This window comes from Streptomyces sp. NPDC045022 (genome assembly GCF_056432605.1).
This window is the reverse complement of record NZ_JBWKIR010000004.1, coordinates 203,246-221,306: the sequence shown is the minus strand read 5'-3', so window position 1 is coordinate 221,306 and position 18,061 is coordinate 203,246. Positions and strand designations below refer to the sequence as shown.

Annotated in this window: 16 protein-coding genes; 4 read left to right on the top strand and 12 right to left on the bottom strand. The window is 72.0% G+C overall.

From position 1 onward, the window contains the following. The 9 genes from AC07C1_RS09855 to AC07C1_RS09815 form a co-directional block, all read right to left on the bottom strand. Positions 1-798: an HAD family hydrolase gene (locus tag AC07C1_RS09855; RefSeq protein WP_478938101.1), complete on the bottom strand. Its 798-nt coding sequence runs from the start codon at positions 796-798 to the stop codon at positions 1-3. Beyond that, the gene (serS, locus tag AC07C1_RS09850; RefSeq protein ID WP_478938100.1) at positions 795-2,072 is read right to left on the bottom strand and encodes a serine--tRNA ligase; all 1,278 of its coding nucleotides are present in this window, start codon (positions 2,070-2,072) and stop codon (positions 795-797) included. Before serS ends, AC07C1_RS09855 begins: the two co-directional genes overlap by 4 nt. A gap of 531 nt (positions 2,073-2,603) precedes the next feature. Beyond that, a complete protein-coding gene (gene pheA / locus AC07C1_RS09845) occupies positions 2,604-3,536 on the bottom strand; it encodes a prephenate dehydratase (protein WP_478938099.1) in 933 nt (310 codons plus the stop codon). Between the two features lie 78 nt (positions 3,537-3,614). Then, a complete protein-coding gene (gene efeB, locus AC07C1_RS09840; RefSeq protein WP_478938098.1) occupies positions 3,615-4,898 on the bottom strand; it encodes an iron uptake transporter deferrochelatase/peroxidase subunit in 1,284 nt (427 codons plus the stop codon). A gap of 8 nt (positions 4,899-4,906) precedes the next feature. Continuing rightward, complete coding sequence (locus AC07C1_RS09835) at positions 4,907-6,880, bottom strand: copper resistance CopC/CopD family protein (protein WP_478938097.1); 1,974 nt, start codon at positions 6,878-6,880, stop codon at positions 4,907-4,909. Positions 6,881-6,892: 12 nt separating this feature from the next. Beyond that, positions 6,893-7,387: a copper chaperone PCu(A)C gene (locus AC07C1_RS09830; protein ID WP_478938096.1), complete on the bottom strand. Its 495-nt coding sequence runs from the start codon at positions 7,385-7,387 to the stop codon at positions 6,893-6,895. After that, the gene (locus AC07C1_RS09825; RefSeq protein WP_478938094.1) at positions 7,384-8,037 is read right to left on the bottom strand and encodes an SCO family protein; all 654 of its coding nucleotides are present in this window, start codon (positions 8,035-8,037) and stop codon (positions 7,384-7,386) included. Before AC07C1_RS09825 ends, AC07C1_RS09830 begins: the two co-directional genes overlap by 4 nt. Positions 8,038-8,126: 89 nt before the next feature. After that, a complete protein-coding gene (locus tag AC07C1_RS09820) occupies positions 8,127-8,864 on the bottom strand; it encodes a YcnI family copper-binding membrane protein (protein ID WP_478938092.1) in 738 nt (245 codons plus the stop codon). A gap of 146 nt (positions 8,865-9,010) precedes the next feature. Continuing rightward, complete coding sequence (locus tag AC07C1_RS09815) at positions 9,011-9,850, bottom strand: hypothetical protein (RefSeq protein WP_478938090.1); 840 nt, start codon at positions 9,848-9,850, stop codon at positions 9,011-9,013. Between the two features lie 186 nt (positions 9,851-10,036). On the opposite strand from AC07C1_RS09815, the gene AC07C1_RS09810 reads away from it, so the two are divergent. Next, complete coding sequence (locus AC07C1_RS09810; protein WP_478938089.1) at positions 10,037-10,483, top strand: ATP-binding protein; 447 nt, start codon at positions 10,037-10,039, stop codon at positions 10,481-10,483. 40 nt (positions 10,484-10,523) lie between these two features. Further along, positions 10,524-11,099, top strand: coding sequence for a GNAT family N-acetyltransferase (locus AC07C1_RS09805; RefSeq protein WP_478938088.1), 576 nt, complete (start codon positions 10,524-10,526; stop codon positions 11,097-11,099). 247 nt (positions 11,100-11,346) lie between these two features. On the opposite strand, the gene pdxR is transcribed toward AC07C1_RS09805, so the two are convergent. The 3 genes from pdxR to AC07C1_RS09790 all read right to left on the bottom strand — a co-directional run bounded on the left by pdxR (position 11,347) and on the right by AC07C1_RS09790 (position 15,881). Further along, positions 11,347-12,717: a MocR-like pyridoxine biosynthesis transcription factor PdxR gene (pdxR, locus tag AC07C1_RS09800; RefSeq protein ID WP_478938086.1), complete on the bottom strand. Its 1,371-nt coding sequence runs from the start codon at positions 12,715-12,717 to the stop codon at positions 11,347-11,349. Positions 12,718-12,836: 119 nt separating this feature from the next. Next, on the bottom strand, positions 12,837-14,321 hold the full coding sequence (locus AC07C1_RS09795) for an aminopeptidase P family protein (RefSeq protein WP_478938085.1): 1,485 nt from the start codon (positions 14,319-14,321) through the stop codon (positions 12,837-12,839). 147 nt (positions 14,322-14,468) lie between these two features. Continuing rightward, entirely contained in the window at positions 14,469-15,881 is a 1,413-nt protein-coding gene (locus AC07C1_RS09790) for a PP2C family protein-serine/threonine phosphatase (RefSeq protein ID WP_478938083.1), read from the bottom strand. 611 nt (positions 15,882-16,492) lie between these two features. On the opposite strand from AC07C1_RS09790, the gene AC07C1_RS09785 reads away from it, so the two are divergent. Both AC07C1_RS09785 and AC07C1_RS09780 read left to right on the top strand, forming a co-directional pair. Beyond that, positions 16,493-17,158: a bifunctional DNA primase/polymerase gene (locus AC07C1_RS09785; RefSeq protein WP_478938082.1), complete on the top strand. Its 666-nt coding sequence runs from the start codon at positions 16,493-16,495 to the stop codon at positions 17,156-17,158. Between the two features lie 54 nt (positions 17,159-17,212). After that, positions 17,213-17,785 carry a hypothetical protein gene (locus AC07C1_RS09780; protein ID WP_478938080.1) on the top strand — a complete coding sequence of 191 codons (573 nt, stop codon included), beginning with the start codon at positions 17,213-17,215 and terminating at the stop codon, positions 17,783-17,785. The last annotated feature ends 276 nt before the right edge of the window (positions 17,786-18,061 follow it).

Below are 18,061 nucleotides of genomic sequence, written 5' to 3'. Positions count from 1 at the left end.
TCAGCCCAGCAACTGCTCCAGCACCACCGCGATGCCGTCCTCCTCGTTGGAGGCCGTCATCTCGTCGGCCACCGCCCTGAGTTCCTCGTGGGCGTTGGCCATAGCCACGCCTCGCGATGCCCAGGCGAACATCGGGATGTCGTTGGGCATGTCACCGAAGGCGATCGTGTCGGCGGCCTTCAGGCCCAGCCGACGGGCGGCTATCGACAGCCCCGTGGCCTTGGACAGGCCGAGGGGCAGCAGTTCCACGATGCCCTCGCCGGCCATGGCCACCGTGACGAAGCCCCCGGCCGCCTGCCGGGCGGCCTCCGCCAGCTCGTCGTCGCCCAGCGCCGGATGCTGTATGTAGATCTTGTTCAGCGGAGCGGTCCAGAGGTCGGACGCGTCCGTGAAGGGGGTGGCGGGCAGGCTGCCCGTGACCGCGTACCCCGGACCCACCAGCACGCCTCCGTCGAGGCCGTCGCGGCTGGCCGCCAGACGCAGCGGACCCACCTCGGCCTCGATCTTGGCCAGGGCCACTCCCGCCAGCTGCCGGTCCAGGGTGACGGACGTCAGCAGGCGGTGTGCCCCGGCGTCGTAGACCTGGGCGCCCTGGCCGCAGACGGCCAGACCGTCGTAGCCGAGGTCGTCCAGGATGTGCCGGGTCCAGGGCACCGCACGGCCGGTGACGACGATGTGCGCGGCGCCCGCCGCGGTGGCCGCGGCGAGCGCGTCACGGGTGCGCTGCGAGACCGACTCGTCGGAGCGCAGGAGCGTTCCGTCGAGATCGGTGGCGATCAGCCCGTACGGGAAGCTCACCGGGACACCGGCTCCAGAACCTCCCGGCCGCCCAGGTACGGGCGCAGGACCTCGGGGACGCGGACCGAGCCGTCGGCCAGCTGATGGTTCTCCAGGATCGCCACGATCGTGCGCGGTACGGCGCACAGCGTGCCGTTGAGCGTGGCCAGCGGCCGGACCTGCTTGCCCTCGCGGACCCGGATGGACAGCCGGCGGGACTGGAACTCGGTGCAGTCCGAGGTCGAGGTCAGCTCGCGGTACTTGCCCTGGGTGGGGATCCACGCCTCGCAGTCGAACTTGCGGGCGGCCGAGGCGCCGAGGTCACCGGTGGCGACGTCGATGACGCGGAACGGCAGCTCCAGCGACTCCAGCCACTGCTTCTCCCACGCCAGCAGGCGCTGGTGCTCGGCCTGCGAGTCCTCGGGAGCGACGTACGAGAACATCTCCACCTTGTCGAACTGGTGGACGCGGAAGATGCCCTTGGTGTCCTTGCCGTGCGAGCCGGCCTCGCGGCGGAAGCAGGGCGAGAAGCCCGCGTACCGCAGCGGCAGCTTGTCGGCGTCGATGATCTCGTCCATGTGATAGGCCGCCAGCGGGACCTCGGAGGTGCCGACCAGGTACAGGTCGTCCTTGTCGAGATGGTAGACGTCCTGCGCGGCCTGGCCGAGGAAGCCGGTGCCGGCCATGGACTGCGGGCGTACCAGAGCCGGGGTGAGCATCGGGGTGAAACCGGCCGCGGTCGCCTGGGCGATGGCCGCGTTCACCAGGGCCAGCTCCAGCAGGGCGCCGACGCCGGTGAGGAAGTAGAAGCGGGAGCCGGAGACCTTGGCGCCGCGCTCGACGTCGATCGCGCCGAGCAGCTGGCCCAGCTCCAGGTGGTCCTTGGGCTCGAAGCCCTCGGCACCGAAGTCGCGGATCGTGCCGTGCGTCTCCAGCGTGACGAAGTCCTCCTCGCCGCCGACGGGCACGTCGGGGTGGACGAGGTTGCCGAGGCGGAGGACCAGCTGCTGGGTCTCGGTGTCGGCCGCGTCGCGCTCGGTGTCGGCGGCCTTGACGTCGGCCTTCAGCTGCTCGGCGCGCCCCAGCAGCTCGGCCTTCTCGTCGCCGGAGGCCTTGGGGATCAGCTTGCCGAGCTGCTTCTGCTCGGCACGCAGCTCGTCGAAGCGGACGCCGGAGGACCTGCGCCGCTCGTCGGCAGACAGGAGAGCGTCGACGAGCGCGACGTCCTCTCCACGGGCGCGCTGGGAAGCGCGCACACGGTCGGGGTCCTCACGGAGCAGGCGAAGGTCAATCACGGGGCCAAGGCTACCGGTGCGGGGTTGCGGCTCACGAATCACTATTCCGGGGAGTTCTGATTCGCGGCTTACGTTCCGTAATGCGCCAATTGCCGATCATGTCAAGGGAAAGTGTCTCATTCCCTGGGACGGGCTGGGCGTCAGGGAGCCGGCTGACCGGATTCTCTTGCGCGGAAGGGGACTTGGGGGCCGACTTGTCCACAGGAGCCCACACCCCCTCGGGGAGTTATCCACAGGCTGTGTGGAAGGTCTGTGGATTTCGGAATCGATCACTCCGCAAGTGTCCGACGGGCTGAAGAATTCCCGGATCAAACCCCATCGACACCCACTTTCGGGTGGAAAACAGTCGCCCCAAAAGATGAACCAAAGGAAACGAGTGGACGAAGGGTGACTCGCGTGATGGTGACCCCGTACGGGGGCTGCAGGGCGATTTGTCGACCAACTGGCGCTTCCTTGTCGACTTGTCCCCAGGTCGAGAAGGGTGCCTGTGGATAACGCCTGTGGATAACGAAGGTATGCAGGTACGACTGGCTAGAACCGGCCGTCCTGGCAGCGCGCCACCCAGTCCGCCGCCGCCATGAACTCCTCGTCCGACGTCCCCGGCAGCGTCGGCCGGGCCTCGTCCGGCGTGATGTCGGCGCGCGGGTAGGAGCCGAGGAAGCGCACTTGGAGACAGATCCGCTTCAGCCCCGTCAGCGCCTCCACCATGCGCCGGTCCGAGATGTGACCCTCGGCGTCGATGCAGAAGCAGTAATTGCCGATGCCGGCACCCGTCGGCCGGGACTGCAGCAGCATGAGGTTGATGCCGCGCGAGGCGAACTCGCCGAGCAGGTCGCGCAGGGCGCCGGGGTGGTCGTCGCGCTGCCACAGCACCACCGAGGTCTTGTCGGCGCCGGTCGGTGCGGCGGGCCGGGCCGGACGGCCGACCAGCACGAACCGCGTCTGCGCGTTCTCCGCGTCGTGGATCCCGGTCTCCAGGGCCTCGAGGCCGTATCGGGCGGCGGCGAACTCGCCCGCGAAGGCAGCGTCGTACCGGCCCTCCTGGACCAGGCGTGCGGCGTCCGCGTTGGAGGCGGCGGACTCCCACAGGGCGTCCGGAAGGTGCTTGCGCAGCCAGTTGCGCACCTGCGGCTGGGCCGCCGGATGCGCGGAGACCGTCTTGACGTCCGAGAGCTTCGTGCCCGGCCGGACCAGCAGCGCGAAGGTGATCGACAGCAGCACCTCGCGGTAGATCGTCAGCGGTGCGCCCGCGACCAGTTCGTCGAGGGTGGTGGTGATACCGCCCTCGACGGAGTTCTCGATCGGTACGAACGCCGCCTCGGCCTCGCCGGCCCGTACCGCGTCCAGCGCGGACTGTACCGACACGTACGGGATCAGCTCCCGGGTGGCCGCTTCCGGGAGCGTCCGCAGGGCGACTTCGGTGAAGGTGCCCTCCGGGCCGAGATACGCATAACTCGCTGGCATGTCCTCACCCTAGTGGCGGCGCGGCGGCCCGGCGCCTCCGTCTCATCACAACCACCCGACCGGGTGGTTTGAACCCGATCAGCCCTCCAGCAGCCGCTGTCCCACGTACTCACCCTTCGCCGCCCCGCCCGGCACGGCGAACAGTCCGCTCGCCTCGTGCCGGATGTACCGCGACAGCGCGTCGCCCCGGTCGAGCTTGCGCTGCACCGGTACGAAGCCGCGCAGCGGATCCGCCTGCCAGCAGATGAAGAGCAGACCGGCGTCGGGCGTACCGTCCGCGTCGATGCCGTCGTGGTAGGAGAACGGGCGCCGCAGCATCGCCGCGCCGCCGTTCCGGTCGGGCCGGGTGATCCGGGCGTGCGCGTTGGCCGGGACGACGTACTCGCCCTTGGCGTCGGTCTTCTCCAGGTCCATCGCGGTCGTCTCGCCGCCCCCGGACAGCGGCGCCCCGTCGGCCTTGCGGCGCCCGATGACCTGCTCCTGCGCGGCGAGCGACAGCTTCTCCCAGTCGTCCAGAAGCATCCGGATGCGGCGTACGACGGCATAGGAGCCGTTCGCCATCCACGCGGGCTCGCCCGAGGACGGCACGAAGATCCGCTTCTCGAAGTCGGAGTCGGCCGGCCTGGGGTTGCGGGTGCCGTCGACCTGGCCCATGAGATTGCGGGCCGTCATGGGGTGGGCGGTGGCCCCCGGCGTGCGGTTGAAGCCGTTCATCTGCCAGCGCACCCGCGCGGCCGAGCCGGCGTCCTTCTGGATCGCGCGCAGGGCGTGGAAGGCGACCAGGGCGTCGTTCGCGCCGATCTGCACCCACAGATCGCCGTCACTGCGCGCCTTGTCGAGCTGGTCGGAGGAGAAGTCCGGCAGCGGGTCCAGGGCGGTCGGCCGCTGCTTCTCCAGTCCGGTCCTGCCGAAGAAGCTGTGCCCGAAGCCGAAGGTGACCGTCAGCGAGGAGGGACCCGCGTCCCGGGCCACGCCGGTGTCGTCGTGCGGGGCGGCCTCGCCCGCCATCAGCCGCTCGGCCGTCGCTGACCAGCGACGCAGCAGGGCCGCCGCCTCCTTGCGGCCCGCGCCCGCCGCCAGGTCGAAGGCGACGAGATGGCCGCACGCCTGAAGTCCCTCTGTGATGCCGGGCTGATGTTTCCCGTGAAACATCGCCCGGCCGGAGCCCACCGAGGTCAGTGGAGTGGCCCGGGCGGGCGCCGCGGCGTAGCCAGCGGCCCCGCCGGCCGCGCCGAGCACGAGCCCGGTGGCGCCCGCGGTGCCGAGCAGCGCGCGCCGGGAGACGCCCCGGCCGCTGTCGGGGACGGGCACCCGCACCGCGGGCTCGGGTGTACGGGCCTCCGGGATGGACTGGTCAGGCATGGTGTCGTTCAGCCGATCTGAGCGTTCTTGGAGACGGTCACCTGGTCGATGTCGGAGCTGCGCACCGTGACGGCGATCTTCCAGTCGCCGGCCAGGGGGATCTGCACTCCGTTCGCCGACCAGTGGCCGGTGGTGATGTGGTCGGGGTTCACGGGGAGCGGGCCGATCTTCTTCGCCTCGAGGGTGAAGGAGACCTTCACCTCGGGGACGTCGAAGGCCCGCCCGTTGGGACGCTGGACGTACACGTGCATCTCGTTGCCGCCCACGCGCGCGGGGTCGAGGTCGATGCTGACGACGCCCTTGCCGTCGGTGCCGCCGGTGTCGAAGGGCATGTCCAGGGTCAGCGCGCCGGACGGGGAGGACGACGAGGAGGAGCTGGCGGAGGAGGAGGCGACGGACCTGGCCTCCTGCTCTGTGCGGCCCGGCTCGGTCTGTGTCAGCGCGGTGGTGACGGCGAGCAGCACGATCGCTACCCCGGCCTCGGCGAACACCGAGCGGCGCAGCCCGAAGCGGGTCGGGTCGGCGTCGCGGAGCCGCTTCTGCCGGGCGGCGTCGATCGCGGCCCGCTGCCGGGCGAGCTGGGCGGCACGCTGGGAGCCACCGGTACCGGTGACCTTGCCGTCAGCGGCCTCGGCCGCCTCCGCCTCCTTGCCCGCGGCCGGGGTGTGCTCGGGCGCGGCGGACGCCTGCGTGGGCACACCCGAGGCCACCCGCTCCTTCTCCGCCCGTTCGGCTCCGGCCGTCGCGACCGTGTCGGCGAGCCGTCCCGTCCACCGGCGCGATATCGAGGCGACGCCGACCAGCAGCGCCACCAGGGCGATCTTGATCAGCAGCAGCTGCCCGTACCCCGTCTCGGTGAACGCCGACCAGGAGCCGAGCTGCCGCCAGGACTGGTAGACGCCGGTGGCGACGAGCGTCGTGACCGAGCCCAGGGCCAGCCGGGAGAAGCGGCGGACGGCGGCGGCCTCGACGGGGGTCTCGGCGGGGGCCCGGTACAGGACGGTCAGGAGGGCGGTGAGGCCGCCCAGCCAGGTGGCGACGGCGAGCAGATGGACGACGTCGACCGGCATGGCGATGCCCGACTGGAGCCCGACCGAGGCGTGCTCCGCCATCGCCCAGCTGGACGCGAGCCCGGCGGCGACCACCACCCCGCCGATGGCGAGCCCGAAGGTCAGGTCGCGCTTCTCCTCGCCTTCCTCGCGCCGGTCGTAGGCGCCGAAGAGGACGGCGACGAACAGCGCGGCGGCGGCGAGCAGCAGCAGCCGGGAGACCAGCGCGGCACCGGTCTTGGTCTGCAGCACCTGGCCGAGCAGATCGAGGTCGAAGACGTCGGCGACCTTGCCCGAGGTGGTGTACGAGCCGCGCAGGAGCAGCAGCCACAGGGTGGCCGCGGTGAGCGCCAGCCAGCCGCCGACGACCAGCCGCTGGAGGGCTCGTACACCCGCGCCGCGCTGCCAGCAGGCGAGTACGAAGGCCGCGCCGCCCGCGAGCACGATGAAGCCGGCGTAGGACACGTACCGGCCGAACGCGTAGAGGACGCCCACGACTCCGCCGCCCGCGGCCGGTCCGGCACCGGAGACGACGGTCTGCGAGGGCGCCCCGATGGAGAAGGTGTAGGCGCCGGAGACGGGGTGGCTGTCGGCCGAGACGACCTGGTAGGTGACCGTGTAGGTGCCCTTGCCCAGGCCGCTCTTGAGCCGCACGGCGTACGTCGTCCCGCTCACGTCGGCGGGTGCGCCCGTCTGGACCGGCTTGCCCTTGGGATCGAGCACGCGCAGGGAGTCGTCGCTCATCGCCACCTTCTCGGAGAAGGTGAGCGACACCTGGGTGGGCGCCTTGGTGACCACCACCCCCTGCGCGGGGTCGCTGCCGGTCAGTGCCGCGTGCGCGGACGCCGGTCCGGCGCCGGCCAGCAGCGCGCCGGTGACGGCGAGGAACAGCAGCACCAGGATCCGCAGGCGGGGGGTGATGGTCCGCGTCAAGGTGGTCCCTCCTCAGTGGCCGGTCGACGGGTTGTACGTGGCTGACCTCACCGGCATCTCGACGGTGAGCGGCTCGGACCTGGCGAAGGTCAGCCTCATGCTGACCGTCTGGCCCTGCTTCGGCCTGCGCTTGAGCTTCTCGAACATCAGATGGTTGCCGCCGCTTTTGAACACGAGTTGACCGTGGGCCGGTATGGCGAAGGAGGTCTTCTCCGTCATGGCGCCGCCGGCGGTGCTGTGCATGGTGACCTCGCCGGCCACGTCACTGGCGACCGAGGTCAGCTCGTCCTTCGTGCCGCCCTTGTTGGCGATCGTCAGGAAGCCGGCGGCCATGTCGGTGGAGACCGGCTGGGGCATGTACGGGGAGCTGACGGACAGGTCTGCCTTCCCGGAGCCGGAGCCGGAGCCGTCGCGGGAGCCGGAGCCGTCACCGTCGCCGGGCCCCGAGCAGCCCGCCAGGGCGAGGGCACCGGTGAGGGCGGCCACGGTCAGGAGGGCGCGCCTCACGGCTTCGCTCCCTCGACGAGCTTGGGCAGGTCCTTGCTGTAGTCGTCGACCGTGGCGTCCTCGCCGTAGAGGACGTAACCGCCGTCGGTCTTCGGGGAGAACGCGATGACCTGCGTGCCGTGCACCGAGACGAGCTTGCCGTTCTTGTCCTTCGTCGTCGGCTCGATGGAGATGCCGACGGAGCGGGCACCGGCCTGGATGGTGGAGAAGTCACCGGTCAGGCCGACGAACCGCGGGTCGATGCCCTTGAGCCACTTGCCCAGCTCGGCGGGGGTGTCGCGGGCGGGGTCGGTGGTGACGAAGACGACCCTGAGGTCGTTCTGCTCGGCCTTGGGCAGCGCTTTCTTGGCGACGGCGACGTTGCTCATCGTCGTCGGGCAGATGTCGGGGCAGTGCGTGTAGCCGAAGTAGAGCAGGGTCGGATGGCCCTTGGTCTCCTTGCGGAGGTCGTACTTCTTGCCGTGGGTGTCGGTGAGGACCAGGTCCGGCTTCTCGAACGGCTGGTCGAGGACGGTGGCGGCCTTGCCCGAGTCGGACTCCTCCGAGACCACGGAGACGGACGACTTGCCGTCGTTCCCGTTGCCGCAGGCGGAGAGGGGCAGGGTGGCGGCGGCGAGCAGCGCAGCCGCCGCGAACGTCTTCTTGCGCATAGAAAAATGTCCCAGATGTGTGAATTCCGGCGCGCACCGGGGTCGCACGACAGCGTCGCACGGCCCCCGGTGCGCGGACGGAACGAGGGTCAGGCGGCGGTCCGGCGGCGCCCGGCGAAGACGCCGTAGGCCACGCCCGCGGCGCCGACGACGATGCCGACCACGCCGAGCACGCGTGCGGTGGTGTCACTGCCGCCGTCGGAGCCGGCGTCCGTGGCGGCGGCGGCCTTCTCGGTGCCGTCGGAGGCGTCCTTGGCGGACGACGTGCCGTGGTCGTCGGTGGCGGCGGACAGCTCCAGCACCGGGGCCGGGTTCTCGGGTTCCGCCTGGCCCTCCTGCGGTGCCTCGATCCAGCGCACGACCTCCTTGTCGGAGTACGTCTGGATCGCCTTGAACACCAGCTGGTCGGTGTTCTCGGGCAGGGCACCGAGGGCGAGCGGGAACTTCTGGAAGTAGCCGGGCTGGACGCCCTTGCCGTCGGCGGTCCAGGTGACCTTGCTGACGGCTTCGTCGAACTTCTCGCCGTGCATGGTCAGCGGCTTGTCCAGCTTGGTCTTGGTGATCTCGGCCTTCCAGCCCGGGATCGGCTCCGGCATCACCGAGGCGAGCGGGTGGTCGGCCGGGAAGCTGACCTCGAGCTTGATGGTCGAGGCGTTGTCGCGCTCGTTGGGGACCTTGAAGTCGACGACCGCCCAGCCGCCCTTCGGCGCGGTGCCCTCGGGCTGCACGGAGACGTGCGCGAAGGCGGGGACGGACAGGGCGAGGACGGCCGAGCCCGCGACGGCGGTGGCGGCGGCGACACGAGAGGCGATGCGAGAAGCCTGCATGGCTGGAGCACTCCACTGTGGTGAGTTCCGGTGATGACGAGGGATACGCGTGCGCGTGGTGGTGCCGCTCGGTGAGCTGCGCACGCGCGCGTGCCGCGCGACGGCGGCCCCTCTCCCACCGGGCGGTGTGGAGTGGTCCGGTCGCGTCAGGCGGCGAGGCGGAAGGCGGCGGCGGGCGGACCGCGCCGGATCACCGTGTGCTGGAGTGCGGTGGTGTGCGGGGCGGGTGCCTCGTCCCGGGCGGTACGACGGTGGCGCGGGCCGGGCTCGATGGCGGGCAGCAGCCCGGCGCCGAATGCCAGCGCCAGCGCGAGCGCCCCGCGCAGGGACCGCACGAGCGCCCCCTCGGCGACTCCGTGCGCCGACAGTTCGACCAGCCGCAGTACGGCGAGGTCGCCCCGGCGCAGCAGCCAGCCCGTGGCGACGGCCGCGAGGACGTGGCCGAGCAGCATCGGCAGCGAGGGCAGCAGGCTCGTCGAGGAGCCGGTGGGATCGGCCATGTGGTGCATGGCCGGCATGGCGCCCACCGCCCGGCCCGAGGGGCCGATGAGGTGCGCGTCGAGCAGGAGTCGGTAGGCGTGTCCGGGGGTGAGTACCGACGGGGTGGATCCGCATACGAGCCGGCCGGCCCGCTCGACGAGTGCGACGTCGCTCAGCGACCCGTTCGCCGAATCCATCGGCATTCCGCCGGAGGCCATGGCCGCGGCTCCGTGCCGGCCCAGCCCGAACAGCGTGTGCAGGACGGTCTGGCCGAGCGCGAGGAGCGCGGCGATGCCCGGCAGCGAGCGGGTCCGCCCGGCGAGCGGTGCCACGGTCAGCAGGGAGCCGAGGAAGCCCGCGCCGAGCGTCCACAGCGGCACGCGCGTGCAGGAGGCCAGAGTGTGCCCGGCCGCGGCCAGCACGACGCAGACCGCGGCGAACACCGCGGCCCGCGTGATCCGGAGCCCGGCTCCGGGACGCGCCGTGTGCGGGTGGGGGGCAGTCATGGCGGGCTCATCATCGCACTGCTCTTACCGGACGCGTACGGCAGGTCGCCGGACGCGTCCGTCATACACCGATTCCTCCCTCGGCGCATCGCCCGTATGGGCGGAGTCACGTCGACTGAGTGCTTACGGCCGCCTACGGGCGGCAATACGTAACGGTATGTCGAGCCGCGGCCAGGAGGCTGGAGCATGAGCATCTGGTGGTCACTCCATCTGCGCCGCGAGGCCGCGAGCGTGCCCCTCGCCCGGCGGCTGCTGATCGGCACCATGGAGACGGCGGGCGTCGACCCGGATATCTCCTACGATCTGTCCGTCGCCCTGAGCGAGGCCTGCGCCAACGCCGTCGAGCACGGCGGGGAGCCGGTGTCCGGCGGTGCCTCGGAGGCGTACCGGGTGACCGCGTACCTCGACGGTGAGAAGTGCCGTATCGAAGTGGCCGATTCCGGACCCGGGTTCACCCGTACCCAGGACATCCGGCCGGTCCGCCCGGACGCCGAGCACGGCCGCGGACTCTGTCTCATCCGGGAACTCGCCGACCATGTGCACATCGGCGTCAAGCCCGGCCGGGGCGGGACGGTGGTCAGCTTCGACAAGATGCTCAAGTGGCGGGGGAACGCGCCGCCCGTGGCGGTGTGAGACCGGTCCCTCCGGGCCCGGCACCCCCTAGGGTGCGCGCATGCGTATCGAGACCGACGGGATGACCGAGGAGATAGCGGCCGGCGTGACGCTACGGCTGCTCGCGCGCGGTGACGCGGATGCGCTCTGCGCGGCCTACGTGGCGAACCGCGGGCACCTCGAACCCTGGGAGCCGGTCAGACCGGAGTCGTTCTTCACCGTGGCGGGGCAGTCCGAGCGCGTGCACGGGCTGCTGCGGGAGTTCGCCGGGGGTGCCGCGCTGCCCCTGGTCCTCGCGGCGGCGGACGGACGGATCGCCGGGGCCATCACCCTGACGGGGATCTCCCGGGGGCCGTTCTGCAGCGCCCGCCTCGGCTACTGGGTGGCCGCCGACCAGCAGAACCGCGGGCTGGCGAGTGCCGCCGTGCGGCGGATGTGCCGGATCGCGCGTGACACCGCTGGGCTGCACCGGATCGAGGCGTCCACGCTGCTCGACAACACCGGTTCGCAGCGGGTGCTGGCGAAGTGCGGGTTCGAGCCGATCGGGACGGCCCCGGACTACCTGCACATCGACGGTGCCTGGCGGGACTGCCGGCTCTTCCAGCGGATCCTGCACGATCGCGATCCCGCGCTGTGAGGCCGGCCGGCCCTGACCATCCGCCAGGACTGGTCTCCGGGGTGAAGTACAGCGCCGAGGTGACGTAATAGGCGCCGTCCCCCACCGAGTTGGCGAGCTGGGCGAGGGCCAGGAGACGCTGCGGTCGGTTCGTCATACCGATGACGGTAGGGGCCCGGTGGACCGCTGAGCAGACCCAATGGGCCACCGTGTCAGTGGCCCATTCCGGAGTCCGCCAGTGGCCCGGATCCCGGCCCGCCGGGACGCGTCAGCGCTCCGTGTCCAGCGCCTTCGCCAGTGCCTCCAGCGCCTCCGGGTACGCCCGCTCGCGAGGGGTGCCGTAGCCGACGACCAGGCCTTGCGGCCGGTCGGGTCCCGGGGTGTGCCAGTGGTGGCCGAGGGCGCCGAGCGCCAGGCCCTCCGCCTCGGCGCGGGCCAGCGCCTCGCTCTCGTCGGGCACGTCGATCAGCGCGTGCAGCCCCGCCGCGATCCCGCGCACGCTCCGGCGCATCCCCAGCCGGTCCAGGAGCAGGTCCCGGCGGCGCCGGTACCGCAGGCGGCACGCGCGTACGTGCCGGTCGTAGGCGTGGCTGTCGATCAGCTCGGCGAGCGCCAGCTGGCCGATGGTCTCGGTGTGGTGGTCGCTGTGCAGTTTGGCGTCGGTGACGGCGTCGACCAGGTGCGGCGGCAACACCATCCAGCCCAGGCGCAGTGCCGGGCCGAGCGTCTTGGACGCGGTGCCCAGGTAGACCACCTGGCCGGGCGCCATGCCCTGCAGCGCGCCCACCGGCTGCCGGTCGTAGCGGAACTCGCCGTCGTAGTCGTCCTCGATGATCAGACCGCCACGCGTGCGTGCCCAGTCGGTGAGCGCGCGGCGCCGCTCGGGGTGCAGGGTCACCCCGGTCGGGTACTGGTGGGCCGCGGTGACCACCACGGCGGCCGCCTCCCCGAGCGCCCCGGGCCGCATCCCGCGTGTGTCGACGGGCACGGGCCGCACGGTCCCGCCGTTGCGCCGCACCACCTCGCGGTGGAAGGGCAGCCCGGGGTCCTCCATGGCGATGGCGGCGCCGTCCAGCACGCGCGTGAGGAGCGCGAGGCCCTGGACGTACCCGGAGGTGATGACGATTCGCTCCGGGGGCGCGAGCACCCCGCGCGCCCGCCCCAGGTAGCCGGAGAGCGCGGTGCGCAGTTCGAGCCGCCCGCGCGGGTCACCGTAGTCGTACGCCAGCGAGGGCGCCGTCGCTATGGCACGGCGCAGCGCGCGCAGCCAGGCCGCCGCCGGGAACGCGCCGACGTCCGGGCTGCCGGGGCGCAGATCGAAACGCGGGGTACGCGGGTGCGCGGGTGTCGGCGGCGCCTCGCCGCCGGTGGAGGGCAGCGAGGCGACCCGGGTACCCGAGCCCTGCCGGGCCGTCAGGTAGCCCTCGGCGACGAGCTGGTCGTAGGCCGCCTTCGCGGTGCCCCGCGAGATGCCGAGTTCGTCCGCGAGCCGCCGGGTCGCGGGCAGCCGGGTGCCGGGCGCGAGCCGCCCGTCCCGTACCGCGTCCCTGAGGGCCCGTTCCAGTCCTACCCGGCGGCCGTCCGCCGCGTCGGGTTCGATGTGCAGGTCGACTCCGACACCGGACCAGAAGTCGTTCACGATTCCCCCACGTGAGTGCCCGCGCCCCGGAGGGGCCCGGTGAACTGCGCGACCGGCCACCGATCACAGGCAGACGAAATGGCCGGGTACCCAGCGGTACCCGGCCATTCAGTGTGACGTCAGCCCTTCAGGGACGCCATCCACGCCTCGACCTCGTCCGACCGCCGGGGCAGCCCCGCGGAGAGATTCCGGTTGCCGTCCTCCGTGACGAGGATGTCGTCCTCGATGCGGACGCCGATGCCCCGGTACTCCTCCGGGACCGTCAGGTCGTCGGCCTGGAAGTACAGGCCCGGCTCGACGGTGAGCACCATGCCCGGCTCCAGCGTGCCGTCGACGTACGTCTCCACGCGCGCGGCGGCGCAGTCGTGGACGTCCATGCCGAGCATGTGGCCGGTGCCGTGCAGGGTCCAGCGGCGCTGCAGGCCCAGTTCCAGGACGCGCTCGACGGGTCCCTCGACCAGGCCCCACTCGACGAGCTTCTCGGCGAGCACGCGCTGCGCGGCGTCGTGGAAGTCGCGGTACTTGGCGCCGGGCTGGACGGCCGCGATACCGGCCTCCTGGGCCTCGTACACGGCGTCGTAGATCTTCCGCTGGATCTCGCTGTACGTGCCGTCGATCGGCAGCGTGCGCGTGACGTCGGCCGTGTACAGCGTGTGCGTCTCCACGCCCGCGTCCAGCAGCAGCAGGTCGCCGGAGCGGACCGGGCCGTCGTTGCGGACCCAGTGCAGGGTGCAGGCGTGCGGGCCGGCCGCGCAGATGGAGCCGTAGCCGACGTCGTTGCCCTCCACGCGCGCGCGGAGGAAGAACGTGCCCTCGATGTAGCGCTCGCTCGTCGCCTCGGCCTTGTCGAGGACCTTCACGACGTCCTCGAAGCCGCGCACGGTCGAGTCGACGGCCTTCTGCAGCTCGCCGATCTCGAACTCGTCCTTGATCATGCGCGCCTCCGAGAGGAAGACGCGCAGCTCTTCGTCGCGCTCGGCGGTGACCTTGTCGGTCAGGGCCGTCTCGATGCCGGCGTCGTGGCCGCGCACGACCCGCACCGGGCCGGTGGCCTCTCCCAGCTTTGCGGCCAGCTCACGCACGTCGGCGGCCGGGATGCCGTACAGCGCCTCGGACTCGGCCAGGGAGTGGCGGCGGCCGACCCACAGCTCGCCCTGGCCGGAGAGCCAGAACTCGCCGTTCTCCCGGTCGGAGCGGGGCAGCAGATAGATCGTCGCCTCGTGGCCGTCGCCCCTGGGCTCCAGCACGAGGACGCCGTCCTCGGTCTGGTTGCCGGTGAGGTAGGCGTACTCGACGGAGGCGCGGAAGGGGTACTCGGTGTCGTTCGAGCGGGTCTTCAGGTTGCCCGCCGGGATCACGAGACGCTCGCCCGGGAAGCGGGCGGAGAGCGCGGCACGGCGGCGGGCGGTGTGCCCGGCCTGCTCGACGGGCTTCAGGTCACGCAGCTCCGTGTCGGCCCAGCCGGACTTCATGTTCTCGGCCAGCTCGTCGGAGACGCCCGGGTACAGGCCGTTCTTCCGCTGCTTGATGGGCTCCTCGGACTCGCTTTCCGGGCCCTCTGCGGTAGCAGAGTCGGGCACAGCCGGGTTGAGCTCGTCGGACACGTGATCCTCCTCGATACGCCATGTGATCTCCCCCGGGGCCCGCGTCGCTCCTGCTTGTGGCCGAGCGGGGACCTCCATCATCGTACGGTCGTACCGACGGCGACCCAGGGTCGGATGACCTGTTATGCCCGGTCATTGCAGCCGGGCTCAGTCGAAGCGCACCGCCAGCAGGACCACGTCCTCCTCGCTGTCGGCCGTGTCCAGGCCGTCGGGCAGGACGGTGCGCAGGACGTGGTCGGCGACGGCGCCGGGATCGTGCCGCACCGCGCGCGGGATGCTCGTGGCGGCCGCGTGCAGCCGGGCGAAGGCGCGGTCCATCGGGTCGCCGGTGCGGTGCAGCAGCCCGTCGGTGTAGAGCAGGACCGTCTCCCCTGCCTCCGCCTGGATCTCCACGCTGGGCGCCTCCCAGCAGGCGAGCATGCCGAGCGGCGCGGAGACGGAGGTCTCGGCGAACTCGGTGCGCCGCTCGGCGATCAGCAGCGGCGGGCTGTGTCCGGCGCCTGCCAGGGTGACCTTGCGCAGAGCGGGCTCGCAGTAGGCGAACAGGGCGGTCGCGGAGCGGGCGGGCTCGGTCAGCCGCAGCAGCAGTTCCAGGTCGGACAGGACGGCGACCGGGTCCTCGCCCTCCATCACGGCGTACGCCCGCAGGGAGGCGCGCAGCCGGCCCATGGCGGCCACCGCGCTGGGCCCGGAACCGGTGACCGAGCCGACGGAGAGGCCGAGGCCGGCGTCCGGCAACGGCAGCGCGTCGTACCAGTCGCCGCCACCGCGCGGGCCGGTGCGGTGCCGGGCGGCGAGCTGGACACCGGCCACCCGGGGCAGCCGGGAGGGGAGCAGTTCCTCGGAGATGGTCGCCACGCACGCGCGCGTGCGCTCGACTTCCAGCAGCCGCGCGAGGTGCTCCGTGGCGTGCCGGATGTAGAGGCCGGCGAGATGGCGTTGCCGCTCGTGCGGTTCGGCCGGTTCGTCGTAGAGCCAGACGGCGGCGCCGAGGCGGCCGGCGGAGTCGGTGGCGAGGGGCAGGGCGTAGCTGGCGGCGTAGCCCAGGCGGGCGGCCACCTCGCGGTGGCGGGGGTCGAGGCCGTCCTCGGCGAGGAGGTCGGGGTGGACGCTCTCGGCGCTCTGGCCGGTGTCGTACGGCAGTGCGCCGCGCGGGACGGTCTCGATGTGGCCGAGGTCGGCGCGGCCGAGGCCGAGGCCGGTGGTGGTGTGGGGGCCGAGTCCGTCGCCGGGTTCCAGGACGACGAGGCCGCGGCGGGCGCCGACGAGGGCGGCGCCGGCGCGCAGCAGCTCGTGGAGGGCGGGGTCCAGCGCGTTCGTGCGGGAGAGCCGCTCGGTGAGTTCGTGAAGAGTGGTGAGGTCGGAGACCCAGCCGGCCAGCCGGTCCTGCAGAAGGGCGCCGGGAGCGGGGGTGTGCGGGGCGGAGGCGTTCTTGACGGGCAGATGGGTGTCCGGGCAGGGGCCGGTGCCCGGGGCGGGGGGAGTGGGCGCCGCAGTGTGTGCGGGCGTCGGGACCGTTGGATCGATTCCAGCCACTTTCGGAGGGTGCGGGGCGTTCATGGCGTCCGGCTTTCAGACCGGTGCGTATTGCTCAAAAGCATCGCAAACCCCCATGTCATTCTGCGCCGCTGGCAGTGTCTCCACATGTACACGCACTCGTGAGGGGATGTCCAGCATTGTCCTGCGAGGATTCCTGGTGTCCGTGGGGCGCACGTGGGTTTCTCGCTAACCCCTTGCCTTACTGCCAAGTTGGCTGAAAACTGCCTTAGGTATCGGTTCATTGCGGTCGACTGGCCCTGCTCGACGGAGCGTCACAGCGGTCGTGATGGGTACGTACTCGGAGAAGGCCAGGGGTGGTTGGGGGCCGCCCGGAACCTGGCGACGGACCCGGGCGTCATAACCACCGACGGCCGAGCCCCATCCTCCCGTGGCGGAGGCGGAGAGAAACACGCGCGACGGCAAAACGCCATACTTCGCCACCCCCGAGCCGCATCCGTGCTTTTGATGGACGCACTACGAAGCGGACGCGGCCAACGCTCGACCCCTTGGGGTTCCCCCTGCCGTACGCGGGGGTGTGATGCGCCAACAGGTACGCCCAGTGAAGTGATCGACACATGGTGTGATGTGATCCACGGTGTTGCCAGCGGTGCAACGGAAAGGAACGAGCGCTCATGCGCGAGATCCTCGGAAGGCGACGCAGGCTCCTGTCCAGGCGGAACGACGGGAGGCCTGAGCTGATCAGCGCGGCCCTGACCTTCGCGACGGAATGGCAGTGGCCCGTACTCCCGGGCGTGGCCCCGGACCCGCGCGGGCGGGCCGGCTGCGCCTGCCCCGACCCCGAGTGCACGGTGCCCGGTGCCCATCCCTTCGACCCCGGCCTGCTCGGGGCCACCACCGACGCACGCATGGTGCGCTGGTGGTGGACCAACCGGCCGAGCGCGCCGATCATCCTGGCCACGGGCGACAAGGCGCCCTGCGCCGTCAGCCTGCCGGCGCTCGCCGCCTCCCGCGCGCTCGCCCTGCTGGACCGGCGGGGCATGCGCCTCGGCCCGGTGATCGCCTCGTCCACCCGCTGGGCGCTGCTGGTGAAGTCGTACTCCTTGGAGCAGCTGGGCGAGATGCTGTACGCCAAGGACTTCGTGCCCGGCTCCCTGCGCTTCCACGGCGAGGGCGGCTATATCGCGCTGCCTCCGTCCGAGACCGGCCAGGGCGCCGTCCGCTGGGAGCGTGCCCCGCTGCCGGGCTCGGCCTCGCCCTGGGTGCCCGACGTGGAGGCCGTGGTGGACGCCGTGGTCGACGCCCTCACTCGTACGGGTGTGAGCGCGCCCGAATTGTAAGGGTGTCGGGCGCGGCCGGGGCGGACGGGCCCCGGCGCTCGTTATCTTCCGCACATGGTGCGTCATTCCGGGGGCCGGCCCCCGGACCCCCGAAAGCTTCGTCTCCTCGCCCTCGTGGGCGTCGCGGCGGCCGCGGTCGCGCTGCCGCTGACCGTGGCGTCCGCGGGGCAGGTGGGCGACGCGGGACAGGCGGCCGTAGGCACCCCACCGCGCGGCGCGGGCCCCGCGAAACGCGCCGACGCCGAGGCCCCCTCCGTCACCCCGAGCCGCTCTCCCCTGATCCTCGGCCTGGGCCTCGCCACCGCCGCCCGCTGCGGTCCCGAAGTCACCTCGCCCGAGGGCATCGAGGCGCAGACCTGCGTGCTGATCCAGGGAGCGGACACCTGGGCGCGCACCTACTACCGCAACGCCACCGGCGAGTCGCTGGACTCCGTGCTGAGCCTGATGGGACCGGGCGGCCGGACCCTGCAGATGCGCTGCGTCACGGGCGCCGACGACGAGCCCGCCACCTGTGAGACACCCCGCGAGCACAGCCGGGGCGGACCGGACGCCTACACGGCCGTCACCGAGTTCGCCGCGCGCGGGTCCGACGGCGCGCTGCTGCTGCGCTCGGGGAGCAACTCCTGAGAGCCGCACGGCAGTTGTCACACAGTGATCCGGCGTACACCGGGTGCGGACATGGAAAGACCCGGTTGCTGGCGACGGGGGATGCACCAGCAACCGGGATACAGGAACGGTAACAAGAGATCGGCGGTTCGCAAATTCGGCGCGGGTCATTCGGCCACCGATTTCCCTGGCACGAGGGCGAGTTGTGACAGGAGTCACCTGTTGCGCGGACTGCCGTCGCGGGGGGGCGGCCCGGGCGCCCCGCCGCCCCCCCCGGGGGGCGGCGCAGGTCGGGGC

Coding starts and splice junctions, on each gene's coding strand:
- AC07C1_RS09825 (WP_478938094.1), bottom strand. CDS start 8,037: ATGCGCAAGAAGACGTTCGCGGCGGCTGCGCTGCTCGCCGCCGCCACC.
- AC07C1_RS09790 (WP_478938083.1), bottom strand. CDS start 15,881: ATGAACGCCCCGCACCCTCCGAAAGTGGCTGGAATCGATCCAACGGTC.
- AC07C1_RS09815 (WP_478938090.1), bottom strand. CDS start 9,850: ATGACTGCCCCCCACCCGCACACGGCGCGTCCCGGAGCCGGGCTCCGG.
- AC07C1_RS09810 (WP_478938089.1), top strand. CDS start 10,037: ATGAGCATCTGGTGGTCACTCCATCTGCGCCGCGAGGCCGCGAGCGTG.
- pheA (WP_478938099.1), bottom strand. CDS start 3,536: ATGCCAGCGAGTTATGCGTATCTCGGCCCGGAGGGCACCTTCACCGAA.
- AC07C1_RS09780 (WP_478938080.1), top strand. CDS start 17,213: ATGGTGCGTCATTCCGGGGGCCGGCCCCCGGACCCCCGAAAGCTTCGT.
- AC07C1_RS09820 (WP_478938092.1), bottom strand. CDS start 8,864: ATGCAGGCTTCTCGCATCGCCTCTCGTGTCGCCGCCGCCACCGCCGTC.
- efeB (WP_478938098.1), bottom strand. CDS start 4,898: ATGCCTGACCAGTCCATCCCGGAGGCCCGTACACCCGAGCCCGCGGTG.
- AC07C1_RS09805 (WP_478938088.1), top strand. CDS start 10,524: ATGCGTATCGAGACCGACGGGATGACCGAGGAGATAGCGGCCGGCGTG.
- AC07C1_RS09785 (WP_478938082.1), top strand. CDS start 16,493: ATGCGCGAGATCCTCGGAAGGCGACGCAGGCTCCTGTCCAGGCGGAAC.